The organism is Bradyrhizobium sp. CB82, assembly GCF_029714405.1.
In the GTDB taxonomy this organism is placed as follows: domain Bacteria; phylum Pseudomonadota; class Alphaproteobacteria; order Rhizobiales; family Xanthobacteraceae; genus Bradyrhizobium.
In genome coordinates, this window is record NZ_CP121650.1 from 6,591,036 (window position 1) to 6,615,134 (window position 24,099).

The following is a 24,099-nucleotide window of genomic DNA, read 5'->3' on the forward strand; positions in this document are numbered from 1 at the left end:
GGGCAGCGGCAGGACTGATCGGTTAGACCATCATCATGTCCGAACCAACAGACGGAGACTAAAGATGACCTGGAGGAACTTCGTCAGCCGGCTGCCAATCACATCACAGCGCAGAGGCCTTACCACGGCAACGTTGTATGGACTTTCGTTGGCTGTCCGCTTCACGTCAGCCGCGGGAGGGGACGACGAAGTGCCCACGCCGTCGCTGCAAATGATCAAGCCGGTCACGTCCATCATGATCAGGACCGCTCCGCCGCTGCCCTTTGAGGGCTTGGCTAAGGCGGCACAGCCGATCGCACTTCGCTCCGGCTGGCCGCTCGGTTCGTCGGACTGCCGCGCCGGCATGTAAGACCCTCATGCCGGTGTCATCGATAACGGACTGCCTCCGTCCGTAAGGACCGAGACCTCTCATTTCACCTCTTCGCGTGGTCGTCGAGCGCTGCACAAGCAGCGAGCGGCAGCGCGCGGACTATTGGAAGTCCAACCACAGGAGCCAACACATGCGATTAGTCATCATCGGCGCCGGCTTTGCCGGCATGTACGCCGCCCTTTCCGCAGCACGCCTGCGCGATATCAAGGGCGTTTCGCCCGAAGAGCTCGAGATCGCGCTGGTTGCGCCCGAGCCGACGCTGGTGGTTCGCCCGCGGCTCTACGAACCGAAACCCGAAACCATGACCGCGCCCCTGCTCGACGTCCTCAACGCCATCGACGTCGTGCACGTGCAGGGCAGTGCCGAGACGGTGGACACCAAGTCTCGCATGGTGCAGATCGCGACCAACAAAGGCACGCGAAAGACCCTTTCCTACGATCGCCTGGTCGTGGCCACCGGAAGCCGGCTGTTCCGCCCCAACATTCCCGGACTCGCCGAACATGGTTTCAGCGTCGACTCGCTCGATGATGCGGTTGCCCTCGACAAACATCTGCATAGCTTGCCGAAGCGGCCTGCGGTGAACGGTCGCGACACAGTCGTCGTTGCCGGCGGCGGCTTCACCGGAATCGAGGCTGCAACCGAAATGCCCACGCGACTGCGCGCGATCCTGGGCAACGGTGCAAAGCCGCGCGTCATCATCGTCGAACGCAATCCGTCGATCGCCCCCGACATGGGCGAAGGCCCCCGCCCCGTCATCGAGGAAGCCCTGCGAAAGGTCGGCGTGGAAACCCGCGTGGGCGTCGGAGTCGCCGCGCTGGACAAATCCGGCGTCACGCTTTCAAACGGCGATCACATCGAGGCGGAGACGGTCATCTGGGCCGCCGGCATTCGCGCCGCCCCATTGACGCAGCAGATCCCCGCCGAGCGCGACAACTTCGGCCGGCTGCTGGTCGATCCCTGTTTGCGCGTGCCCGGTGTGCCCGACGTATTCGCCACCGGCGATGCCGCTCGCGCCGCCTGCGACGACGAGGGCAACTATGCGCTGATGTCGTGCCAGCACGCCACGCGGATGGGCGCCTTCGCCGGCAACAACGCCGCGGCAGAACTGCTTGGCGTCCCGACGAGACCCTATCACCAGAAGGCCTACGTCACCTGCCTCGACCTTGGCGAAGCCGGCGCACTGTTCACGCGGGGCTGGGAGCGCACGGTGGAAATGGTCGGCGATGTCGCCAAGAAAACCAAGCAGGAGATCAACGGCGTCTGGATCTATCCGCCCAAGCCCGAGCGCACCGCCGCACTCGCCTCGGCCGATCCGGAGCAAGTCACCAAACTGTAGGCGCCCGACGCAACACGGGCCGCGCCTCGACGCGAAGCGCGGCCCATCCAGAATTCAACATCAAGACCGAACCTCAACGTCAAGCAATGGAGTCTTGAAGATGAACCAGACGATCCGCAGCATCAAGCAGAAGCCTATCAAGAACCTCGACAATACCCCCCGTCACGGCAGAACCGCGACCGACGAGCTGGTTCCATCGCGCTATGCACTGCGAATCGGCGAAATCGAGGTGCTCGTGATCAGCGATGGGGTGCTAACGCCGCCATCCGAGTCCATGGCTACCAATGCCGATCCGGCCGTCCGGGCGGCCTGGCTGGACAACATGTTCTTGTCGCGGGAGGCGTTCGATTGGGCACTGAACGAGGTGGTGCTGCGTAGCGGCGGCCAAACCATACTCATCGACGCTGGGCTGGGAGAGGAGTACCCGGACTTTCCGCGGGCGGGACAGTGGGGCCAGCGCCTCGAGGCCGCTGGCATCGATCTTGGCTCCGTGACCGACGTGGTGCTGACCCACATGCACTTCGATCACGTTGGCGGACTGCTCGTCGACGGCGTGAAGAAGCGGCTGCGCCCGGACCTGCGGATCCACGTGGCCGCCGCCGAGGTCAAGTTCTGGGCTTCCCCCGACTTCTCCCGCACTGCCATGCCGCCGGTGCTCGCAGACTTGGCTCGGCGGGCGTCCAAGCAATTCCTGGACGAATATCACGGCCAGCTACAGCTCTTCGAAGAAGAGTCCAAGATTGCGCCCGGAGTCGCCGTCCGTCGCACCGGCGGCCACACCCCCGGGCACAGCGTGGTTCGCCTGGCCTCCGGCGACGACCGGCTGATGTTCGCTGGCGACGCCATATTTCCGGTCTCGTTCGACCACCCCGAATGGCACAACGGCTTTGAGCACGACCCTGCGGAGGCGACCCGTGTCCGGCTCGAACTTTTGCGGGAGCTGGTGGCGACCGGTTCGTGGCTGGTGGGCACGCATATGCCGTTCCCGTCCATAGGACGTGTCGCGGCCGCCGGCGAGCTCTTTCGTTGGGTCCCGGCCTGGTGGGACTACTGAGCGCTTCTTGGCTTAGCACCGAACGAGGCGCGAGCTCATAGCGCAAAACGAGTTCTCGCCTCCGGCACCGCTCGGAAGCGTGTCACCGATCCTCCAATAAATCAACAGCTTTGGCCGCGCCCGCAAGGCGCGCGACCTGCTCACATCACAGCATCAGCAGAGCTATTCCGATGAAACACGAGACCGTGCGCACGAGCGCGTTCGCCATGAGCGGCGAAGCGCCGTACGAGCCACCCTATAGTGAGGACGGAGGCACCATGACCGACATACGCGAAGCCCTCGGGTCTCAACCGCTGCGAATAGTTCGACCCGCTCCCTCTTCAATCTCGAGGAAGAGCATGCAGTCTTCCTGAACGAAGGGGTTCAGGTCTACGCAGCGTTGCAGCTCAACCGAGAGGACACTCTCATTGAGAAAGGACCGGGCTTCGAAGTCGTGGAAAGACTGTTGAGGCTGAACGATCCGGCTCAAAAGCCGTGTGTGGAGGTGTTTCTCCTCTCGCGGAATTCACCCGACCTCTCCCTTCGCGCGTTCAACTCCATCGACCGATACGGGCTCGGAATAAAGGCCGGCAGCTTTACCAGCGGTCGCTCGCTCGGCCCCTTCATTTCCGCATGGGAGTTGGATCTCTTTCTCTCCAACGAAATCATAGACGTGCGGGCGGCAATGGAAGCCGGGGCCGCCGCAGCGAAACTCGGCACGGCTCCCCAAGCTCGCCAAGAGGATCCGAGCGATGAAGTTCGTATCGCGTTCGACGGGGACGCGGTCGTGTTCAGCGACGAATCCGATGAAGTCTTCAAGCTTCACGGATTGCAGGCATTCCTGAAACACGAACGGGAGAACGCGGGGTCCTCGCGCAGCGACCGAGACGTTTGTCTACCCTTAGGCTGCTGCCGACCTTCTTCACGCCACACCTGCGCCGGTCACCTAACGTAACGCTCCGAGATCCGCCCTCCATCTGTGACCCGGTCGCTGGGGTGCAGCACGACCCGATCTCCCGCACCGAGCCCGGCGAGAACCTCGGCGATCCGGTTATTCCGGTGGCCGATGTTGACCGGCACAGTTTTCGCGCGGCCGCTGTCGTCGGCGAAAACGGCCCACTGGTCGCCTTTCCGGAACAAGGCGCTCACGGGCACGGCCAGGGCGTCCTGAGCGCTCCAGGTGGTCACGTGGACGACGACCCGATAGTCGTGCCCGAGCGAGGCCCACGCCTCGGGCGGGTCCGCGAAGTCGATGGCCACCCTGACCCGCTGTTCCTCGATGCCGAGCGCCGAGACTTTCAGGAAGCCGGCGGGGTCCACGCGGACGACCTTCCCTTTGATGGGCTGACCGCCCCAACCGTCGATCCGGACGGGGGCACCTATCTTGATCTGGACCGCATCGGTCGAGAGCAGGTCGGCCACGACCTCCAGATCGAGAGGGTTGCCGATGTCGACGAGGGGAGTCCCGGGCAGGATGGTCGCCTCGCTGTCCTGGACGATCTTCAGCAGCCGTCCGCTCGCCGGCGCGAGCACCCGGACGCAGCACGTCGGCTCTGGGGGCGCGGTGTTGGCTGGGTCCATCAACCGGGCCGCCAGGCTGGTACGCACCGCGCGGCGCATGTCGACCTGAGCCTTCGCGCTCGCCAAGGCGGCCTCGTTGGTGGCCACGTCGAACTTTGCCTTGTCGAAGGCCTGGGCCGAGATGGTCTGCGTCCGCGAGAGCGTCTGGGCCCGCTGAAATTCGGTCTTTGAAAAATCCAGCGCGGCTTCGATCCGCTGCACCTCGGCCTCCTGCTGCTGGATGGCGGCGTCCGCCGCCAGGACCTCGGCCTTAAGCTGGTCGCGCGAGCGAACGTCGATGAATCCCGGTAGCGTCGGCTGCATCAGGGCGATGACCGTCTGGTTGGCCACGACTTCGTCGCCGACGTGAAGCGAAGGTCCCTGCTCGCCCAGCGGATGCGAAATCCTCAGCACCTTTCCGGCTATGGGCGCCGAGACGGTGTAGACGTGGCGCACGTGGGTCTTGCCGTCGTCGTCCGCCGTGACTTCGATCGGACCCTTCGCGACGGTCGCGAGATCGACGAGAACCGGGCGGGGCCAGGCGAACCAGGCCAGCCCTCCCGCCATGGCGGCCAAGGCCGCAGCGCCGATGAAACGTTTGGTCCACTTTGCCGACATGGCTAATCTCGCGTCTTGAGGACCGCGACGAGGTCCAGTTTGTCGATGCGTTCGCGGATGACCGCTGCGGAGGCGGTGGCCGCCAGCACCACGACGGACGTGGCGACCATGTAGGTGGAGTGCTCGACGACGAGGCGCACGCGCATCAGTTCCCCGGCCAGGTTCGTCTTCATGACCCAGGCGAGCCCGTAGCCCATCACCCACCCCGGCGGCTGAGCGATCAGCGTGAGGATGGCGAGTTCGAGCAGGAGGATGTGAAGCACCTCGCCGCGGGTGAAGCCCAGCACGCGCAGGCTGGCCAATTCCCGCGCCCGTTCGGACAGCGAGATCCGGGCGTTGTTGAAGACGACGCCGAACGCGATCACGGCGGCGAGCCCGGTGTAGATGCTCGCCATCGTGGTGACGAGCAGCGCGACCGTCTTGCGGAAGTTCGCCAGAGAGACGCGCTGCAGCGCCACGCCGCCGACCGTCGGCATGGACTTCACGGCCGCGTAGAAATCCTCCTTCCGGTTCTCGTCGAGGCTGAGGTTCACGCTGTTCACGACGGGCGCCTCGCGCATCAGCTTGCGGAGCGTCTCGATGTCCATCATTCCCCTGATGCCGAAATAATCCTCGACGGTCGCCACCATCGGCATGCTGACGGTACGGCGGGCGCCCTCCAGCAAATCGACCTCGACCGTGTCGCCGGCCCCTACCCCGAGGATGTGCCCGAGCATGGCGGAGATGGCGAGGCCGGTCTCCGGAAGCGCGACCGGCCGAAGATCGGCATCGATGATGCGCCTCAGATCCGCGTCGGCCGGCCGGCCGCTGATGATGATCCGCCGTTCGACGTTGCCATGGCGAATCCGGACGGGCACCTCGCGGAACGGCTCGGCAGCGAGAACGCCCGGAAGCCGGTTCACTTGCTCCACCACGTTCTCGATCCGCTTCTCGGAAAAGCCGATGGTCGCGTCCTGCCGGTCGGCGAGGAAATAGGTCACGTCGATCAGTTGCTCCATGGTGTCGCGGGTGAACAGCGAGACGACCAGGATCGCGGTGGCCAGCGCCATCCCAAGCGCCGTGAAGGCCGCCCGGACCGGATGGCGCGCGATGTTGCGGACCATCATCAGCGTCGGCTGCGACACGACCTGGTCGAGCTGGATGCTCGCCGGTAGCAGCCGCCGGTAGACCGGCGGGGCCGGCGGTTGCATGGCGACGGCCGGCGGCAGCCTGACCACTTCGCGCAGCGCCCGCAGCGCGCCCACGGCGGCGGCGGCCGCGCTGAGCGCGCCGGCGGTGACGTATAGATCCGGCGCCTTCGCGAACACCAGGAACGGGAAGTGGAAGAAGTCGCCGAACAACGCAGTGACACGCAGTCCGAGCCATGTGCCCGCCACGCCGCCCAGGACGATCCCGATCACCACGATGAGAGCGACGAACTTGAAATAGTGCAGCACGATGCTGCTGTCGGCGTAGCCCAGCGCCTTCAGGAGGCCGATCTGCTCGCGCTCGAGCGCGACCAGCCGGGTCAGGGTGAGATTGACCAGGAAGGCGGCGACTAGAAGGAAGATCGGCGGCAGCGTGCGGCTCATGTTGTTGAGCATGTCGAGCTCATGGTCGAGCCAGGCGTGCGAGGTCTGGTCTTTGCGACCATGGGCCGCCTGCCCACCGTAGGGGTCGAGCAAGGCGTCGAGCCGCGCGGTCACCTCGCGCTCGGAGGCGCCGGGCTGCAGCTTGACCGACACCGCCGAGAGGCACCGTCGAGATCGTAGACGCCGGCGAGCGCCTTTTCCGACATCCAGACGATCGCGTAGCGGCGGTCATCCGGCATCAGGTCGCCGGGCCCAACCGTGTAGACGAACTCTGGTGACAGCGCCGTGCCGACGATGACGAGCTCGCGCTTCTTGCCGTTCAGGATGGCCGAGAACCGCGCCCCTTCGGAGAAGCCGTGGGCTCGGGCGAACGGCTCGTTGACGACGACCTCCTCGGACCGTCCCGGCTCCGGAAGCCGCCCGGATCGCATGTAGAGCCGATTGAGATGCGGCTCGGCGTTGTCGGGCAGCGAAACGAACTGCCCGCTGGCGGGTTCGGAGAAGCCGGGAATGTCCAGCAGCGCAAGCTTGGCGATGCGGGTGTCGACGGCGGCGACGCCGGGGATCTCTCCTATCCTGTCGGCGAGCGCCTTGGGTGCCCGCTTGGCCTGAGCGAACACGTCACCGAAGCCGTAGCGTTCGTAGTACGCGATCCGCGTTTCTTCCAGGGACCGATGCGAACCGACGGCGAGCACCAGCGTCGCGACACCGCCTCCGACGACCAGGGCGACGGCGAGCACCTGCGCCCAGAGCCGCCTGACGTCCCGAAACAGCTTGATGTCGAGCGTCGTCATGTCGTCACCAGGTGAGCTCGGCCGCTTGGCGCCGGCTCTCGTTCTTCCGGATCCTCGAGATCCTGCCGTCCGCAAAGAACAGCACCCTGTCGGCGACTTCCTGGATGCTGGCGTTGTGCGTGATGATGACGGTGGTGGTCCCGAGCTGCCGGTTGACCCCGAGCAGCACCTCGATGACGCGGATGCCGGTTTTCGAGTCCAGCGCCCCGGTCGGCTCGTCGCACAGCAGCACCGCCGGACGCTTCGCGATCGCACGGGCGATGGCGACCCGCTGCTGCTCGCCGCCGGATAGCTGGGCGGGGAAGTGATGCATCCGCTCTTCGAGCCCGACCAGCGCGAGAGCGTCGGCCGGGCGCATCGGCTTCTTGGCGACCTCGGTGACCAGCGCGACATTTTCGTGCGCGGTGAGGCTCGGCACCAGATTGTAGAACTGGAAGACGAAGCCGACGTGATCTCGGCGGTACCTCGTCAGCTCGCGATCCTCGAGATCCGTCAAGTCCAGGTCGCGGAAGAATAGCCTGCCGCTGCTTGGCCGGTCGAGACCACCCATGATGTTGAGCAGCGTGGTCTTGCCGCTGCCGGAGGGCCCGAGCAGCACGACCACTTCCTTCTCGGCGATCTCCAGATCGACTCTGTTGAGCGCCTTCACGGTCACCTCGCCGGAGACGTAGGTCTTCGTAAGCGCCTTGGCGGTGAAAATGGTTTCGCTCATGGCTGCCCTTTCGGGACGCGATTGTCGGACGGATCCACCGTTCCGGTATTGATGTAGGTCAGGGGCTCGCGCCCGGCTCGCCGCCGGCCTTCGAAGAACGGGCGGATTCACGGACGAACATTGCGATGCTCGCCCACCAGACGAGCGCCATGCCGAGCAGGACCCCCTTGAAATCGGAATGGATCATGAAGTTGACGGCGGCCATCAACCCAATCGAGAGCACGCCGGCAACCCCGGCGCCGGCCGCAGCCACAGCGCGGTGGTCACGGAAGGACGTCAAGGCCAGGGTAAGCGCGAGCACTCCCGTAGCCGCCACGTAGCCGCCCATGACGCGAAATACGTGGGTTAGCCACGATGTCAGTCCAGGCCCGATCGACTGCAATTCAGCCGGGGTAAGGCTCATGTACCGGATGTCCTCTGGCAGCAATGGAGGCCGGAGGAAAAGAAAGTAGATGCCGACACCAACCAACAGGATGCCGGAAGCCGCCAGGAGGATCGAGGATAGTCGCCAGCGGCCCCGCGTGTCGCGCATCGTGGCCGCCCCGGATCAGCCGTGACGATAACTGCCGGTCGAGCCCTGCCCGAGGATTCGGCTCAGCCGCGGTATGAAGCCCGGTACGTGCTCAGCGTACTTCGTATAGGCCTCGCCGAACTCCGACCTCGCGTCCCGCTCCTCGTCGCGCGCCAGCTTGACGTACATGACGGTCAGCACCGGAAACATCGCGAGCGTGAGAAGCGTCGGCCACTGCAGCAGGAAGCCGAACATCACCAGGATGAAACCGACGTACTGCGGGTGTCGGACGTAGCTGTAGGGGCCGGTGGTCGCGAGGCTGCGGATCTGCTGCGCATCGTACAGCACCCTCCACGCGGCGGAGATCAGGACGAAGCCTGCGCCGATGAAGATGAAGCTCAAGATGTGGAACGGTCCGGCGTGCGGATTCGCCTTCCAGCCGAACATCATCTCGAGCAGGTGGCCGGCGTCATGGGAGAACCAGTCGACGTTCGGGTAGTGCGACTGCAGCCAGCCGGAAAGGAAGTAGATGGTGAGCGGGAAGCCGTACATCTCCACGAACAGCGCAATCAGAAACGCGCTGAAGGCCCCGAACGAGCGCCAGTCGCGGGATGTCTGCGGCTTGAAGAAGCTGTAGGCGAACAGGATGAACACTGCCGAATTGACGACGACGAGGCTCCAGAGGCCATAGGCGGGTGCGGTGTCGCGCATCACACGCTCCTTGGATCGTTCGGTCGACCGCCGCCGTGATGGTGGCCGTGTCCTCCATGCATGAAGAAGTGCATCAGCGGACATGCAAGAAGGGGCAACCAGATCAGCAATCCGAGCACGTGAGCCCTGTGCTCGGTGAACAAGAGCGCGCCGGCAATGGCGAGGAATCCCAGAAGAACGATGCCAGCTCGGGCCTTCATGGACATGCCTTGCCGCGTTTGATCCGGGCTCTCAAAATGACTTTCCGCCGACATTGGCCACTCTCCAAAATACACGCGAATGAAAGCGCAATTCGCCCATCGACCTCTTGATTCAAGTCAACTTCCGGCGCAGTTGCGGAGACCAAGTCGGGTTAATTCCTCTCTAACGAACGCACCCAGCATTCCGGAGGTCATCGGCATTGTTGTGAGATTCGGACGCCAAGGCCCGACGACATCGACCATCAACAGGATCAAATTCAACTTTTTGCCACGACCGTCCCCTAAGGGAGGATTTGTAGCATTGCACTACCACGAGGGTCGCAATAATCCGCGAAGCGGCGGATAACCAACCCCAGCCGGCTCTCGAAGGTCTCGGGTGCCCAGCAGGTAACCCGGGCATCTCGCTTAACGGCGCAATCGGCCGGCCTCTCTACCTGCATTGGCCACAAGCACTCTCCTTCAGAGGTCCCTGCGCTCTTTTATGTGACGAACTTTCATTCCAGATGACTAGTCTGCGAAGAGGCTGGCGTTGCAGTCACCTTGCCCAAGCCCATGACGTCGAAACGCCAAGGCGGAGGGCCGGTTCGGCAAACAGGACTTTCGCCTATCTGCCTGATGAGGACGTCTACAGCTGCCCGACCGGCCCGAGTTTCCACACAACCAAGACCCGCAGCCGACATGCGCGAAGAGCCGCGATTGACTCATTGCATTCGCCGATCGGGGGCTGCGGCGCGTCCTTTCCTTTGCTAATGTAATGCGTTTGTTGCCGATGAAGAATGAACTCAAGGGAGGTAGCCAATGTCTCACCTTGGAAGCTGCTTTTGCGGTGCAGTCAAGCTGGAGGTCATGGGATCACCGGAGGCGATGGGCTATTGTCATTGCAGTTCCTGTCGCTCGTGGTCCGGCGGACCTGTAAATGCCTTCAGCCTCTGGAAGCCGGAAGCGGTACGGGTCACATCGGGAGCCGAGCATGTCGCGATGTTCCAGAAAACTGAGCTCAGCCAGCGTCAGTATTGCGCGAAATGCGGCGGGCACCTGATGACCAATCATCCGCCCCTGGGGCTGGTTGATGTTTTCGCGGCGACACTTCCTACGTTAGAATTTACGCCCGGTGTACACGTAAACTACGCCGAGACTGTTCTGCCGATGCGAGACGGCCTTCCCAAGCTCAAGGATTTTCCGAAGGAGTTCGGTGGCTCAGGAGAAGTCCTCCCGGAATAAGGATGACGAATGCATCGCGTGACTCACGACTGAGAGATAGCCCGAGCGTTCCTTCGTTCCCCGAAGCGAAAGAACGCTTCGACAAGCACTTTTGGACGCGACTGAACCGTGCACCAGACGTGGACGTCTACGAGTGCAGCGGTCTGATGTTCTGGTTCATGCAGAAGAAGTTCGTCGGGTCGTATTTGGTTTTCAAGGCGACGAGGCGGTCGTAGTTGTCGCCGTAAGTAGCCTTGAGTCTGCTGTCATCCCCATCCTCCATCATGAAATTCACATAGCCGCCGTCGGCCGAGTAAGGATGCACGGCTTCCCAATAGCCCTTGGTCCAGCGCGTGATTTCGCCTGCCATTTGCGGGTTTGGATCGATGCCGGCGATGACCATCGACCAAGTCGCCTCGCGCGTGTTCCAGGCGGTGTCGCTCTTGCCAACGCGATGGACGGCGCCATCGATCGGATAAAGATGCATGAGCGAAAGCGCGCTCGGTGCATTCCGGGCCTGCTCGATATGGGCGTCAATTGCTTCGTCGGTCAGTTCTTTCACGAAATCGCCGCGCCAGTACCATTGAAGGCCTTTCGGGAAAAACGGATCGAACATGGATTGGAGGGCCGGATAGGGCATCTCGCCCATCCAGTTGAAGAGCGGCGGGGGCAGCTCACCGAGTAACTCGGCTATGACCGCCTGACCATCTTCTGCTGGACCATTGTAACAGGCGATTATGGCGCAGGCGCGCTTGCCCTGATGCGCCGCCGGGAATGGGTCCATCGGTGGAACAGTCTTCAATCCGACAAAGGCCCCGAGCTCCTCAGGAGCGCTGGGGAGGAAATCCCTGTATTTCTGCATGACGGTCCGAGCATTTTCGAGATCCCAGAATACTGGACCGGCATAGACCTTGTTCACCGGATGAGCCTGGAACAGGAAGCTTGTGACGATGCCGAAATTGCCGCCGCCGCCGCGCAGGCCCCAGTAGAGGTCAGCGTTCTCAGACTTGTTAGCGGTGACAATGCGACCATCGGCGAGCACGACATCCGCCTCGAGCAGATTGTCGATTGTGAGGCCATGCTTGCGGGTGAGGTATCCGGTGCCGCCGCCGAGCGTGAGGCCGGCGATCCCCGTGGTCGAGACAATGCCGGCCGGAACGGCAAGTCCATAGATGTGCGTGGCGTGGTCGACATCGCCTTGCGTGCAACCGGGACCGACGCGGACGGTACGAGCGCCCGGATCGACCCGCACGCCTTTCATCATCGACAAGTCGATCATCAGCCCGTCGTCGATACTACTAAGGCCCGGCCCATTGTGCCCGCCTCCGCGGATCGCGACCTGGAGATCGTTCTCCCTTGCAAAATTGACCGCCGCGACGACGTCAGCGACGTCGGCGCATCGCGCAATCATTACGGGACTCTTATCGATCATCCCGTTGTAGAGGCTCCGCACAGCGTCATAGTCGGAATCCATTCGCCTGATTACCGGGCCGCGCATATTGCCGATGAAGGTTTCGGTGGCCATGGCCTGCATGATGTCCTCCTATTCCACCCATGATCGGTCATTGGGTCGGAGGTCTACTCATGACGTCCCCGAGCGTTCTCCGCCCGTTCCGGAAACCTAGATCAAGCGCGGCGCGATAGCCATCACAAATCTACAACGGCTTTACCTCCGGCGGTCCGAGGGTGCCGTGCCACACTACCGCGATCTGAGAGGGCGGCGACCGAACGGCGCGCGCCTCTCACTGGTCAGCAGACTTGGTCCATTTGAAGGGCTTGGGATTTTTGTTGTGCAGGTCGATGAAGGTACGGATGTCGGCCTCGAGTTGCCTGACAGAAGTGTGAACACCTCGCTGGATCTGCTTTCGGGTGAGTTCAGCTAACCAGCGTCCGACCTGATTGATCCATGACGCGGAAGTCGGCGTGAAGTGGACATGATAATGCGGCCGACGGGCGAGTCACGCTTTGATCCGTAGTTGTCCATGACGATATGGACATCGAGGCCTTCAGGAACTTGAGCATCGATCTCTTTTAAAACTTCAAGAACTCGACTGCCCGGTGGCGCTTGTAGCATTTGCCGATGACGAACCCCGAGGCGACATCGAGCGCGGCAAACAGCGTGGTCGTACCATGCCGCACATAGCTGTGCGTACGACGCACCGGGATGTCGGGCATCATCGGCAAGACCGGCTGCTCGCGATCCAGTGCCTGAAATGGCTTTTCTCATCGATGCTGAGGACAAGGGCTCGGTTCGGCGGGGACAGGTAAAGGCCGACGATATCGCGCATCTTGTCGACGAACAGCGGATCACTCGACAGCTTGAATGTCTGGCTCCGGTGAGGCTGCAGACCGAACGCCATCCACATTCGGCGGATCGTGGTGTGGGAAAAGCCAGTTTCCTCGGCCATCGAGCGGATCGACCAGTGCGTCGCATCGGCCGGCGTCGTGGGCAACGTCCGCTGTTGTAGGTTGCAATAAGCTCTAGCTTCGTGATGAGGGCGAGCCATGCCATTGAAACAGCCCCCTCTGCCCATCCAAATCCGCCGTGGACCCGCCTCGAAAATCCGTGCAAAAAGGTCCCGCGAGGCGGGGCCAGTTGTCCCGCCAAGCCTCTGCAAAACGTCAATTTTTGGAAGGAATGGTCGGAGTGGCAGGATTCGAACCTGCGACCCCTGCGTCCCGAACGCAGTGAGCATCTTCCAAGCTGTTGATTTTTCTAGACGTGACCGTCGTTTCCGTCCCGCTTTGTTCACGGTCATTTCACCCAATTCGTTGCGATTTCGTTGCGCGTTCTCGGCATGGTCGGTTGACCGAATAGTCCGTTAGGTTCGCGCTGGCTTCCGGGAATGGAAGAGCTCGTCGACGGACTGCTTCGGGTCCTTGATCCGGGAGCGATCCTTGCGCTCGTTCTTCTGTGCCTCGATCTTCTGCAGGAAGCGGAAACGGGGCGACCGGGTTGCGTGCCCCGATCGGCCGTGCTTGGTCATGCCGAAACCCTTTTGGCCACCATGCGTCATTTGATCACTTACGAAAGCTGGGCACCTAATCTCTCGCAGGCGGGAAGAGGCCAACGGTACGGGGCCAAGCTTCATGCGGTTCGCCGAAACTAGGATCAAGTGAGGAAAGAATAGCCGTGATCGCCCAAAGGCGCGAGGTGGAGACGGTCAGTTTGCAAGAACAGTATGCTGCAGTGCGGCGTACCTAGTATCCAACATGTCGGAGCCGCAGTCAGGCGTCGGGGGTTCGAGTCTATGGAGCGCTCACCCCGACCGGTCCGCGGAGTTCTTAGTGTCCGCGTAGCGCTCCCGCTTGTGGGAAGCGCCCTCTCCTTCTCCCCTTGTGGGAGAAGGCGGCGGGACATTTACTACATTATTTCAATAACTTAGGAGTTCGGTGTCCTTATAGTGTCCCTTTGGCCATCGCAATGAGGGCCGGAACATCTCCGGAATAATACCTGTGCCGGAGAATGGGGATACCCTCTAAAAATGGGTGATCTCTCGCCTCCTGCAACTTGGAAGCGACCGCCCCCACGGCTATGGTTTTAGATGGCGGGGGGAGTCGGATGACTGAGGAAATATTCAAATCACTACGGGTCGGTATCAAACGGCGTTGGAGCGCCGGGATCACCCAGGCATTGAGTGCTGCGGGCGCGGTCTGGTTAGTTACTGAGATAGCAACCAAGGTGTCCGATCCACTAGATCAATGGATCAAGCAGCACGGCAACTGCTACCTCGCAATCGTCCTTGCGGCGGCCGTGATTTGGTTCATCAGACACGTCTATGAAGTTCGAGCTGTCTCGTTCCGTCTGCCGACGACCGATACCAACATAAAAATAGAGTACGGCGACTTGTTTGCTCAACCGACTGACTGGCTAATCGGGGTCGGCGAGTTCTTCGACAGCCAAGTTGGAGACGTAGTCTCGCAGCACTCTCTTCATGGGAAGCTGATCATCAGCACGTTCAACGGTGATAGCGCTCGGTTCAGGACGGTAGTTGACGCTGCACTAGCGAACGCCGACGGCACAAGAGTTCAGCAGAGACCGATTTCTCCAAAAACCAGATACGACATTGGCACGACGGCCGTACTAGATCGCGGACAACATAGAGTTTTCCTCGTCGCAATGTCGAGAGTAGACCTAGCCACGTTTAAGGCTTCGTCTGATGTTCCCACCCTTTGGCGCGCCCTTATGGGCGCACTAGCTGCGATCCGCAATCACGGGAATGGCGCACCGATTTCACTGCCGTTAATTGGCAATGGACGTTCGAGTGTCAACATCGAGCCCCAACATCTACTGCGCCTCATAGTGTTAGCGCTGGTGGACTATGGCCGCAAATTCGATCTGCCAAAGCAAGTCGCAATCGTCCTACCAGAAGACTGCTTCGAAGCCTTGGACCTGAGAGAAATTCGGCGAGATTGGAGGAAGCGATAATGGCCTACCGAAACGGCAGTTATATCGCCTTCCACGCCGGAGGCAGCACCGATCCGACAGCCTCCGATATCAAGTACTATAGGATGCTTAAGGCTTGGCACGAGCATGACGACATCGACTTCCAATTCATAAACAGCCACGACAAAGTCGCAGGCGTCCGAGACACAAGCAAAAAAGAGACGCTGAGGCGCAGCCTCGTTGAACGACTCAACAATTCCAAAAATATGGTCTTGATCATCGGTCCGACAACGAGGCTCGATACTGATTGGGTGCCCTTCGAAATCGCCTATGCTGTAGACCAGTGCAAAATTCCGATCATTGCCACTTACACAGGCTATGAATGGATTACGCAGCCACAAGAACTACGCCCCCTGTGGCCGCCTGCCTTAGCATCGCGAATTGACAATGGCACCCTCAGGGCCATCCACATTCCGTTCAAGCAAGGAGCGATAGATGACGCGATTAAGCAATTCAGTCACGAGAACCTGCCCGCGACTGCTTTGAACTACTACACCGTTGAAGCTCATAGGTCGTTCGGAATAGACATACGGTGAGACGAGCTTAGAGAGGTTGAAGTTGACGCCTCGACACTTTTTTGACGAAGTCGCAGAACCTAACGCGCGCTCTGCCATGGCGGCGCGCGGCGATCTGAGGAAAGCAATCAACGCGGCCATGACGTTAGATGCCTTCTTCGGAGTTCTTCATGCTGAACTCCATCGCGCTGGCAATGTAGCCCTGCGACGTGACGATGATTGGAAAGAAGATCTCGCTGGCCGAAGCGATGATTACAGATTGCTACGTGATCTGGCTTATACGCTCAAGCATGGACAGTTGAACCTTGGCAAGAAGCCACGGATCGTACGGCGGCCCGATCAGCTCTTCACCATGCCGGGCGCATTTGCACCTAATGTGTTTAGCCCAACAGCGTTTGATACCGGGCAAGTCTGGATCGACACGGAGGCTACCGATCATCGCGCACATGAGGTGATTGGCCGCGTAGCGGAGTTCGCGCGCCTGCAACTGACCAAATACGCAATGTGATCGAGCCCTGGGCCAACAGACCACAGCGTCGGATTTCGGCGCATTAAGACTTCAATGTGATCCATTCGTATTGTTGGCTGGATGAAATATGGCACTGATTGAACCGAAAGCGAAGCACAAGGGGGGCACATGACGTTCTGGGTGGTTCGCGCTGGCAAGTACGGCCAGGTTGAAAGCTACTCCATCGAAAACAACAGAGTTGCCGTCGGGTGGGACGATATTGCCGACATGTCGTCGATCACTAGTCGGAGCGCTCTGCAAGAGGTGGTGACTGCAACTTACCCGAACGAGACGATTGGAACTACCAGAGTATGGACCGGTGAACTTTGGGCCTTTCGCGAAGTCATTCAGGTGGGGGACTGGGTTGCGATACCGCTGAAGTCCAGGGCTGCAATCGCTGTTGGCCGCGTGACTGGACCCTATCAGTATAATGGAGAAGCACCCGAAGGAGCTGTACACCAACGGCCCGTGCAATGGATACGGACTGATCTCCCCAGGTCTGAAGTCGATCAGGACCTCTTGTACTCGCTCGGAAGCACCCTAACGGTGTTTCGCGTCCGGAGGAACAACGCCGAAGAACGCCTCGCAGCAATGGCGCAGAACAGACGACCACCGTCAATCAGCCAGCCAGTCGAGGCGGAGGCGAGCGATGAAGACGAGGGTGGGATCGACATTGAACAGATCGCTGCTGACCAGATAGTTAGTTTCATCAGTCGGAAGTATCGAGGCCATGAGCTTGCGCGTCTAGTTGGCGCAATCCTGGAAGCTGAGGGTTATCAAACCCAAGTAGCGCGCCCTGGTGCCGACGGCGGCGTCGATATCATTGCTGGAAGTGGCCCAATGGGCTTTGGAAGTCCGCGAATAGCAGTGCAAGTGAAGTCCGGAGACACGCCCGCCGACGTTGGGGTATTGCGAGAATTGCAGGGCGTGATGCCGCGCTTTGGAGCAGAACATGGGCTTATCGTATCGTGGGCGGGCTTCAAGGACAGTGTCATACGTGAAGCGAGGCAACTGTTCTTTGAAGTGCGCCTTTGGGACGCTGGAGCACTAGTATCCGCTCTTCAAAATAATTACTCAAAGCTCAGTGAAGAGGTGCAAGCGGAGTTACCGCTAAAGCATATTTGGCTGTTAGTCGAAGAGTAGCCCCGAACGAAATGCGCCGACTTCTTCGCCTGGACATTTGATGCTCGTGATCCGCAACAAGCAGGCCACAACCGAAATGACACTGATACGCTGGGCGTCAGTTATCACCGCTCGGTAGCTTTGCGATCTCTTGACGGAAAATGATTTCGATGCACCGGCCGCAGATCAACTCGCCGTCCCCATGCGGTGGCGGAAGGAAGGTCAGCTCGTCTGGCAGGAACTCATCTTCGCAGTGATCGCAGTGGGATGCTTCAGTCATCCGTCCATTTGCTCACGTGGGTGTGGCGGAATTCGGTAGCCTCTAGAGGCGGCCCCGCCAGGGATCAAGCAATATCAATGCAACATCACTGTCACCCGACCGCCGGCGTGCTATAACCCTCAGATTGTACAAAGGAATAGCTTGAACCGCATGTTCGAGTCGCGCATGTTATCGCGAGCTGATCCCACAATGATCCACTTTTGCAGTCTGCTTCGGGGAGCGGGCTGGTCTCGTACCCTGGGGGCAATTCGTGAACCACCAAAATCTGTCGTCGTTCATCTGGTCGGTCGCCGATCTATTGCGCGGTGATTATAAACAATCCGACTACGGCAAAGTCATTTTGCCGTTTACGGTCCTTCGTCGTCTGGACTGTGTGCTTGAGCCAACCAAAGCAAAGGTGCTTGCCGAGTTCGCGGCAAAGAAGAAAGCCGGGCTAAACCCGGACCCGTTCTTGCTCCGCGCGTCAGGCCAGAGCTTCTACAACAAGTCCGACCTCGATCTGCGCAAGCTGATGGGTGATCAGGACCACATCAGCCAGAACCTCTACGCCTACGTTCAGGCGTTCTCACCTGCGGTGCGCGACATCTTCGAACGGTTCAGCTTCTCCAACCAGATTGACAAGCTGGCGAAGAGCGGTCTGCTCTACCTCGTCACCGAAAAGTTCGCGGGTATCGACCTGCATCCCGAGGCCGTTGACAACCATGAGATGGGGCTGGCCTTCGAGGAGCTGATCCGCAAGTTCGCCGAACTGTCGAACGAAACTGCTGGTGAACATTTCACACCGCGCGAAGTCATCCGATTGATGGTCAACCTGTTGTTTGTCGAGGACGACGACGTTCTCACCAAGCCAGGTGTAGTCCGCACCATCTATGATCCCACGGCTGGCACGGGCGGCATGCTGTCGGTTGCGGGCGAACACCTTACTGCGCTGAACCCGAAGGCTCGGCTCACTATGTTCGGTCAGGAGCTGAACGACGAGAGCTATGCAATCTGCAAGGCAGACATGCTGATCAAAGGCCAGGACGTTGCAACATCGTCGCGGGCAACACGCTGTCGGAAGATGGACACGCTCACGCAAAGTTCGACTATATGCTCTCCAATCCCCCGTTCGGGGTGGAGTGGAAAAAGGTCGAGAAGGAGGTCCGCAAGGAACACGAGACCCAGGGCTTCAATGGTCGCTTCGGTCCAGGACTGCCGCGCGTCTCAGATGGCTCGCTGCTCTTCCTGCTGCACCTCCTGTCAAAGATGCGCCCGGCGCAGGACGGCGGCAGCCGCTTCGGCATTGTGCTGAATGGCTCGCCACTGTTCACTGGTGGCGCAGGCTCCGGGGAGAGCGAAATCCGCCGCTACCTGCTTGAGAACGACCTGGTCGAGGCCATCATCGGTCTGCCGACCGATATGTTCTACAACACTGGCATTTCCACTTACGTCTGGATTGTCTCCAATCGCAAGCCAGTCCAGCGCAAGGGCAAGGTGCAACTCATCGATGCGTCGTCATTCTGGCAGAAGATGCGCAAGAGCCTCGGCTCCAAGCGCAAGGAAATGAGTGAGGCGCACATCGTCGAGGTGACAAAACTGTTCGGCTCCTTCGTCGAGGCGCAGCTTGCGACGGTGTTCGATGCCGAGGGCAAGGAGATCGCGCGGCAGGTTGTCCAGGAGGGCGACAAGCCCCCGGTTGCTCCCAACGACGGCAAGGTGAAGCTCGCGCCGCTGTCCCGCATCTTCCCGAACGAGGCCTTCGGCTATCGCACGGTCACGGTGGAGCGGCCGTTGCGCGACGACAAGGGTAATGTCGTTCTCGGCACCAAGGGTAAAGCCAAGGGCAGGCCGCAGGCGGACAGCGCACTGCGCGATACCGAGAACGTGCCGCTCTCGGAAGACGTAGATGCGTATTTCAGGCGTGACGTGCTGCCCCACGCGCCCGATGCGTGGATCGATGAGGAGAAGACCAAGACGGGATATGAGATCCCCTTCAATCGGCACTTCTACGTGTTCGAGCCGCCGCGATCGCTTGAAAAGATCGATGCCGATCTGGCGCGGGTCACGGCCCGTATCAAGGCGATGATTGAGGGGCTGGCGGCATGAGCTTCCCGAGGTACGGGAAATATATGGACTCATTGGACGGTCTCGGCGAGGTGCCGGATCATTGGAGCCTAACTTCCGTGCGCCGCCTGTTGTCGAAAATTGAACAGGGCTGGAGTCCGGAGTGCGATAGTTGGCCCGCATCACACGAGGAATGGGGAGTACTCAAGGCAGGCTGCGCCAACGGGGGCGTGTTCCGCGACGAAGAGAATAAGGCTCTCCCATCAAGCTTAGAGCCCCTGACGCAGTACGAAGTGCGAGCTGGGGACGTATTGATGTCTCGGGCCAACGGTTCGCCGGAGAATGTGGGAGCAACGGCGTTCGTTGAGCGGACCCGACCACACCTGCTGCTGTCGGACAAGATTTTTCGGCTCTATCCAACCAATGAAGTGCTCCCCCAGTACCTCGCAATTCTGCTGGGCTCCGGCCCCCTCAGACTCCAGATTGAACGATCTATCAGCGGCGCAGACGGCTTGGCCAACAACCTACCCCAGTCAGCACTCAAAGCATTCCGTTGTGTGATCCCACCATTGGATGAGCAGGTCTCGATCCTAAAGTTCGTCAAGGGCGAGACCGCCAAGATCGACGCGCTGGTAGAAGAGCAGCAACGGCTGATCGAGCTGCTCAAGGAGAAGCGGCAGGTCGTCATTTCCTACGCCGTCACTAAGGGACTCGACGCGAATGCCCCGATGAAGCAGTCCGGCGTCGAGTGGCTCGGCGAAGTTCCTCAACACTGGGAGGTCCTTCGCACCAAGGCGGTCTATCGGGAGCGTGACGAGCGATCCACCGACGGCAATGAAGAACTCCTTACTGTGTCCCATCTGACGGGAGTGACACCTCGAAGTGAGAAGACCGTCAATATGTTCGAGGCCGAAACGACCGAGGGATACAAGAAGGTCTACAAGACCGATTTCGTGATCAATACGCTTTGGGCATGGATGGGCGCGATGGGCTCTAGCAAATGCGATGGGATCGCAAGCCCTAACTATCACGTCTACGCATTGAGAGGCGATCGATTCAGTTGTGACTACATGGAGTTGATTTGCCGGATAGGCTCGTTCGTGAGGTTTGTTGGCTCTCGATCCAACGGCGTCTGGAGCTCACGGTTACGCCTTTATCCGGAAGATTTTTTTGACATCATGGTGCCTGTTCCTCCCATCTCAGAACAGGTTGCGATCAACCAGTATGTCGAAAAGACAACAGGCACTTTTCGCGACATAACCGCAAAGGCGGAGCAAGCAATTACCCTCCTCCAGGAGCGCCGCGCCGCGCTGATCTCCGCCGCCGTAACTGGCAAGATCGACGTGCGCGGGCTGGGCGAGGTCGAGCCGCCAATTCCAGATGTGGTCGCCGCATGAGCATCCACAAGGAGATCAGCTTCGAGGACGAGATTTGCGCCCACCTGTCTGCGCACGGCTGGCTTTACGCGGATGGCAATGCAGCCCTTTACGATCGGCCTCGCGCTCTCCTGCCTGCTGATCTTGTCGCCTGGGTGCAAGCCACGCAGCCGATCGCCTGGCAAACGCTCTCAAAGAACCACGGCACGACCGCCGAAGGCGTCTTGCTGGATCGCGTTCGCAAGCAGCTCGATGATCGCGGCACCCTCGATGTACTGCGTCACGGCGTCGAACTGATCGGGCTCCGCCAGCCCATTGCGCTGGCACAGTTCAAGCCTGCCCTAGCGATGAACGCCGACATCCTCGCTCGCCACGCCGCCAACCGACTGCGCGTGGTGCGACAGGTGCGTTACTCCTCGGCGAATGAGAACTGCATCGATCTCGTGCTGTTCCTCAACGGGCTTCCGGTCGCGACCGTCGAACTCAAGACCGACTTCACCCAGAGCATCGACGACGCTATCGACCAGTATCGCTTCGACCGCCACCCGCGCCCCAAGGGACAGGGTGTCGAGCCGCTGCTGAATTTCCCCAGCGGGGCGCTTGTGCATTTCGCCGTCAGCAACAGCGAAGTCCACATGACGACGCAGCTTGCCGGTCCGGCGACTGCCTTTTTGCCCTTCAACAAGGGCGACCACGGAGCCAAGGGCAACCCGCCGAACGCGGCCGGTCACCGCACGAGCTACCTCTGGGAGGAGGTCTGGCAACGCGATAGCTGGCTGGAGATAATTGGCCGCTATCTCGTGACCCGCCGCGACGACAAGAAGAAGATTACCAGCATCGTCTTCCCACGTTATCACCAGCTCGACGCCACCCGGAAGCTGCAAGCCAAGGTTCTTGACGAGGGCGCGGGCGGCAAGTTCCTGATCCAGCACTCGGCAGGCTCTGGCAAGACCAACTCGATTGCCTGGTCCGCGCACTTTCTCGCCGACCTGCACGACGCCAACAACGAGAAGCTCTTTTCCACTGTCATCGTCATTTCCGACCGCAACGTGATTGACGCCCAGCTTCAGGACGCGCTGTTCGACTTCCAGCGCACCACTGGCGTGGTTGCGACCATCAAGTCCGAAGGGGCGAGCAAGAGCGGGCAGCTCGCGGAGGCGCTGGCGGCGGGCAAGAAGATCATCGTCTGCACCATCCAGACCTTTCCGTTCGCCCTGGAGGAGGTCCGCAGGCTTGCGGCTACTGAAGGCAAGCGGTTCGCGGTGATCGCCGACGAGGCGCACTCGTCGCAGACCGGCGAAGCCGCCGCAAAACTCAAGCAGGTGTTATCGCTCGAGGAACTGGCAGAACTGGGAGACGGCGGCGAGGTCAGCACTGAGGACATGCTGGCGGCACAGATGGCGGCTCGCGCGAACGACAAGGGCATCACCTACGTCGCCTTCACCGCCACCCCGAAGGCCAAGACGCTGCAATTGTTCGGGCGTCCGCCGAAACCCGATCAGCCGATTGGTGATGATAATCTGCCTGCCCCGTTTCATGTCTATTCGATGCGGCAAGCCATCGAGGAAGGCTTCATCCTCGACGTGCTGAGGAACTATACGCCTTACCGGCTGGCCTTCCGCCTCGCCAACAACGGCAAGGAATGGGACGACAAGGAGGTCGAGCGCGATGCGGCGCTGAAGGGGATCATGCGCTGGGTGCGGCTGCATCCCTATAACATTAGCCAGAAGGTGCAGATCGTCGTCGAGCATTTCCGCGAGAGTGTCGCGCCGCTGCTGGAGGGCCGTGCCAAGGCCATGGTGGTGCTTGGGAGCCGTCTTGAGGCAGTGCGCTGGCAACTCGCCATAGAGAAGTACATCAAGTCCCATGGTTACAAGATCGGGACGCTGGTCGCCTTCTCAGGCGAGGTGATTGACAATGAGTCCGGCACTGATCCTTTCACCGAAGCCAGCAAGTCGCTGAACCCCGGCCTGAATGGGCGCGACATTCGTGACGCCTTCAAAGGTGATGAATTCCAAATACTGCTAGTCGCAAACAAGTTTCAGACCGGGTTCGACCAGCCGCTGCTTTGCGGCATGTATGTGGACCGGCGTCTTGCGGGCATTCAGGCGGTGCAGACACTGTCGCGGCTCAACCGTGCCTATCCCGGCAAGGACACAACTTACGTACTGGACTTCGTCAACAGCTCGGAAGAGGTGCTGGCGGCGTTCAAGACCTATTACGAGACAGCCGAACTGGAGGGCGTCACTGATCCGAACCTCGTCTACGACCTGCGGGCCAAGCTGGATGCGTCCGGGTACTACGACGAGTTCGAAGTCGATCGCGTCGTGACTGTCGAGATGAACCCCAAGGCCAAGCAGGGTGACCTGATCGCAGCCCTTGAGCCGGTGGTGGATCGTCTCTTGAAGCGGTTCAAGCAGGCGCAGGAGAAACTGCGGGCAGCACAATCGAAGAACGACGCCAAGGCCACTGAAGAGGCTAATGGCGATATCAATGCGCTGGTCCTGTTCAAGGGCGACATGAGCGCGTTCCAGCGGATGTACAGCTTCCTGTCGCAAATCTTCGACTACGGCAATACTGCTATCGAAAAGCGGTTCATGTTCTACCGTCGGCTGATCCCGTTATTAGAGTTCGGCAGGGAGCGCGAAGGCATTGACCTCTCGAAGGTCAAGCTCACGCACCACAGCCTGAAGGATCAAGGCAAACGGCAGTTGCCGCTCGAAGATGGTGAAGCGCCCAAACTGCCGCCGCTGTCGGAGGCCGGTTCGGGCTCGCTGCACGAGAAGGAGAAGGCGCGGCTGGAAGAGATCATTGCCAAGGTCAACGATCTGTTCGAGGGTGACCTGTCAGATAGCGATCAGCTCGTGTACGTGAACAACGTCATCAAGGGGAAGCTGCTAGAGTCGCAGGAACTTATCCTTCAGTCCATTAACAATACCAAGGCCCAGTTCGATAATTCGCCAACCATCAACAAAGAACTCATGAACGCTTTGATGGATACGCTCGCTGCTCATACAACGATGGGAAGGCAAGCCATCGAGAGTGAAAGAGTGCGCGAAGGGCTTAAAGACATCTTGCTCGGGCCTGCCCAGCTCTATGAAGCATTGAGAGAAAAAGCACGCGAGCAGGGTTTGGAGAGCGGATAGTTCCTGCTGGACTGTCCTTCATTTATCACGGTTGACCATAAGAGGC

At 60.4% G+C, this 24,099-nt stretch carries 18 protein-coding genes and 2 pseudogenes; 11 read left to right on the forward strand and 9 right to left on the reverse strand.

What is annotated here, in order from left to right:
* Window positions 1-500 precede the first annotated feature (500 nt).
* From QA640_RS32035 to QA640_RS32045, 3 genes are all read left to right on the forward strand, one after another.
* A complete protein-coding gene (locus QA640_RS32035) occupies window positions 501-1,706 on the forward strand; it encodes an NAD(P)/FAD-dependent oxidoreductase (protein ID WP_283036827.1) in 1,206 nt (401 codons plus the stop codon).
* A gap of 100 nt (window positions 1,707-1,806) precedes the next feature.
* Window positions 1,807-2,760 carry an MBL fold metallo-hydrolase gene (locus QA640_RS32040; protein WP_283036828.1) on the forward strand — a complete coding sequence of 318 codons (954 nt, stop codon included), beginning with the start codon at window positions 1,807-1,809 and terminating at the stop codon, window positions 2,758-2,760.
* Window positions 2,761-3,109: 349 nt separating this feature from the next.
* Complete coding sequence (locus QA640_RS32045) at window positions 3,110-3,694, forward strand: 5'-nucleotidase (RefSeq protein ID WP_349253757.1); 585 nt, start codon at window positions 3,110-3,112, stop codon at window positions 3,692-3,694.
* Here the strand turns inward: QA640_RS32045 and QA640_RS32050 are convergent.
* The 7 genes from QA640_RS32050 to QA640_RS32080 are packed head-to-tail and all read right to left on the reverse strand — an operon-like array spanning window position 3,682 to window position 9,470.
* Window positions 3,682-4,917 (reverse strand): HlyD family efflux transporter periplasmic adaptor subunit, encoded by a 1,236-nt coding sequence (locus tag QA640_RS32050; protein WP_283036830.1) that lies wholly within the window; start codon window positions 4,915-4,917, stop codon window positions 3,682-3,684. The two genes, QA640_RS32045 and QA640_RS32050, sit on opposite strands and share 13 nt — an antisense overlap.
* A 2-nt stretch (window positions 4,918-4,919) precedes the next feature.
* Window positions 4,920-6,602: an FtsX-like permease family protein gene (locus tag QA640_RS32055; protein ID WP_283036831.1), complete on the reverse strand. Its 1,683-nt coding sequence runs from the start codon at window positions 6,600-6,602 to the stop codon at window positions 4,920-4,922.
* Window positions 6,599-7,282 carry a hypothetical protein gene (locus QA640_RS32060; protein WP_283036832.1) on the reverse strand — a complete coding sequence of 228 codons (684 nt, stop codon included), beginning with the start codon at window positions 7,280-7,282 and terminating at the stop codon, window positions 6,599-6,601. Before QA640_RS32060 ends, QA640_RS32055 begins: the two co-directional genes overlap by 4 nt.
* Window positions 7,283-7,286: 4 nt before the next feature.
* On the reverse strand, window positions 7,287-7,994 hold the full coding sequence (locus QA640_RS32065; RefSeq protein WP_283036833.1) for an ABC transporter ATP-binding protein: 708 nt from the start codon (window positions 7,992-7,994) through the stop codon (window positions 7,287-7,289).
* 58 nt (window positions 7,995-8,052) lie between these two features.
* The gene (locus QA640_RS32070) at window positions 8,053-8,526 is read right to left on the reverse strand and encodes a hypothetical protein (protein WP_283036834.1); all 474 of its coding nucleotides are present in this window, start codon (window positions 8,524-8,526) and stop codon (window positions 8,053-8,055) included.
* Between the two features lie 15 nt (window positions 8,527-8,541).
* Window positions 8,542-9,216, reverse strand: a complete 675-nt coding sequence (locus tag QA640_RS32075; RefSeq protein WP_283036835.1) for an isoprenylcysteine carboxylmethyltransferase family protein — start codon at window positions 9,214-9,216, stop codon at window positions 8,542-8,544.
* Entirely contained in the window at window positions 9,216-9,470 is a 255-nt protein-coding gene (locus QA640_RS32080) for a DUF2933 domain-containing protein (protein ID WP_283036836.1), read from the reverse strand. Before QA640_RS32080 ends, QA640_RS32075 begins: the two co-directional genes overlap by 1 nt.
* A 744-nt stretch (window positions 9,471-10,214) precedes the next feature.
* Here QA640_RS32080 and QA640_RS32085 point away from each other — a divergent pair.
* Complete coding sequence (locus QA640_RS32085) at window positions 10,215-10,637, forward strand: GFA family protein (RefSeq protein WP_283036837.1); 423 nt, start codon at window positions 10,215-10,217, stop codon at window positions 10,635-10,637.
* Window positions 10,638-10,764: 127 nt separating this feature from the next.
* Here the strand turns inward: QA640_RS32085 and QA640_RS32090 are convergent, their stop codons facing one another.
* Entirely contained in the window at window positions 10,765-12,150 is a 1,386-nt protein-coding gene (locus QA640_RS32090; RefSeq protein WP_283036838.1) for an FAD-binding protein, read from the reverse strand.
* A 208-nt stretch (window positions 12,151-12,358) separates the two neighbouring features.
* Window positions 12,359-13,078: pseudogene (locus QA640_RS32095) on the reverse strand (IS630 family transposase); the annotation flags it as partial.
* 1,100 nt (window positions 13,079-14,178) lie between these two features.
* On the opposite strand from QA640_RS32095, the gene QA640_RS32100 reads away from it, so the two are divergent.
* The 7 genes and pseudogenes from QA640_RS32100 to QA640_RS32130 all read left to right on the forward strand — a co-directional run bounded on the left by QA640_RS32100 (window position 14,179) and on the right by QA640_RS32130 (window position 24,053).
* The gene (locus QA640_RS32100; protein WP_283036839.1) at window positions 14,179-15,045 is read left to right on the forward strand and encodes a macro domain-containing protein; all 867 of its coding nucleotides are present in this window, start codon (window positions 14,179-14,181) and stop codon (window positions 15,043-15,045) included.
* Complete coding sequence (locus QA640_RS32105; protein ID WP_283036840.1) at window positions 15,045-15,599, forward strand: TIR domain-containing protein; 555 nt, start codon at window positions 15,045-15,047, stop codon at window positions 15,597-15,599. The genes QA640_RS32100 and QA640_RS32105 overlap by 1 nt, the downstream gene beginning before the upstream one ends.
* A 76-nt stretch (window positions 15,600-15,675) precedes the next feature.
* On the forward strand, window positions 15,676-16,086 hold the full coding sequence (locus tag QA640_RS32110; RefSeq protein ID WP_283036841.1) for a hypothetical protein: 411 nt from the start codon (window positions 15,676-15,678) through the stop codon (window positions 16,084-16,086).
* 129 nt (window positions 16,087-16,215) lie between these two features.
* Window positions 16,216-17,229, forward strand: coding sequence for a restriction endonuclease (locus QA640_RS32115; RefSeq protein WP_283036842.1), 1,014 nt, complete (start codon window positions 16,216-16,218; stop codon window positions 17,227-17,229).
* Between the two features lie 509 nt (window positions 17,230-17,738).
* Window positions 17,739-19,573: pseudogene (locus QA640_RS32120) on the forward strand (class I SAM-dependent DNA methyltransferase).
* Between the two features lie 23 nt (window positions 19,574-19,596).
* Complete coding sequence (locus QA640_RS32125; protein ID WP_283036843.1) at window positions 19,597-20,928, forward strand: restriction endonuclease subunit S; 1,332 nt, start codon at window positions 19,597-19,599, stop codon at window positions 20,926-20,928.
* Window positions 20,925-24,053 (forward strand): type I restriction endonuclease, encoded by a 3,129-nt coding sequence (locus QA640_RS32130; RefSeq protein WP_283036844.1) that lies wholly within the window; start codon window positions 20,925-20,927, stop codon window positions 24,051-24,053. Before QA640_RS32125 ends, QA640_RS32130 begins: the two co-directional genes overlap by 4 nt.
* Window positions 24,054-24,099 lie beyond the last annotated feature (46 nt).

What these genes read in the sequence shown, in the direction of transcription:
- QA640_RS32130 (WP_283036844.1), top strand. Translation starts at nt 20,925, where the DNA reads ATGAGCATCCACAAGGAGATCAGCTTCGAGGACGAGATTTGCGCCCAC.
- QA640_RS32070 (WP_283036834.1), bottom strand. Translation starts at nt 8,526, where the DNA reads ATGCGCGACACGCGGGGCCGCTGGCGACTATCCTCGATCCTCCTGGCG.
- QA640_RS32105 (WP_283036840.1), top strand. Translation starts at nt 15,045, where the DNA reads ATGGCCTACCGAAACGGCAGTTATATCGCCTTCCACGCCGGAGGCAGC.
- QA640_RS32075 (WP_283036835.1), bottom strand. Translation starts at nt 9,216, where the DNA reads ATGCGCGACACCGCACCCGCCTATGGCCTCTGGAGCCTCGTCGTCGTC.
- QA640_RS32125 (WP_283036843.1), top strand. Translation starts at nt 19,597, where the DNA reads ATGGACTCATTGGACGGTCTCGGCGAGGTGCCGGATCATTGGAGCCTA.
- QA640_RS32085 (WP_283036837.1), top strand. Translation starts at nt 10,215, where the DNA reads ATGTCTCACCTTGGAAGCTGCTTTTGCGGTGCAGTCAAGCTGGAGGTC.
- QA640_RS32080 (WP_283036836.1), bottom strand. Translation starts at nt 9,470, where the DNA reads ATGTCGGCGGAAAGTCATTTTGAGAGCCCGGATCAAACGCGGCAAGGC.
- QA640_RS32090 (WP_283036838.1), bottom strand. Translation starts at nt 12,150, where the DNA reads ATGCAGGCCATGGCCACCGAAACCTTCATCGGCAATATGCGCGGCCCG.
- QA640_RS32065 (WP_283036833.1), bottom strand. Translation starts at nt 7,994, where the DNA reads ATGAGCGAAACCATTTTCACCGCCAAGGCGCTTACGAAGACCTACGTC.
- QA640_RS32040 (WP_283036828.1), top strand. Translation starts at nt 1,807, where the DNA reads ATGAACCAGACGATCCGCAGCATCAAGCAGAAGCCTATCAAGAACCTC.
- QA640_RS32035 (WP_283036827.1), top strand. Translation starts at nt 501, where the DNA reads ATGCGATTAGTCATCATCGGCGCCGGCTTTGCCGGCATGTACGCCGCC.
- QA640_RS32115 (WP_283036842.1), top strand. Translation starts at nt 16,216, where the DNA reads ATGACGTTCTGGGTGGTTCGCGCTGGCAAGTACGGCCAGGTTGAAAGC.
- QA640_RS32050 (WP_283036830.1), bottom strand. Translation starts at nt 4,917, where the DNA reads ATGTCGGCAAAGTGGACCAAACGTTTCATCGGCGCTGCGGCCTTGGCC.
- QA640_RS32110 (WP_283036841.1), top strand. Translation starts at nt 15,676, where the DNA reads ATGGCGGCGCGCGGCGATCTGAGGAAAGCAATCAACGCGGCCATGACG.
- QA640_RS32100 (WP_283036839.1), top strand. Translation starts at nt 14,179, where the DNA reads ATGACTGAGGAAATATTCAAATCACTACGGGTCGGTATCAAACGGCGT.
- QA640_RS32060 (WP_283036832.1), bottom strand. Translation starts at nt 7,282, where the DNA reads ATGACGACGCTCGACATCAAGCTGTTTCGGGACGTCAGGCGGCTCTGG.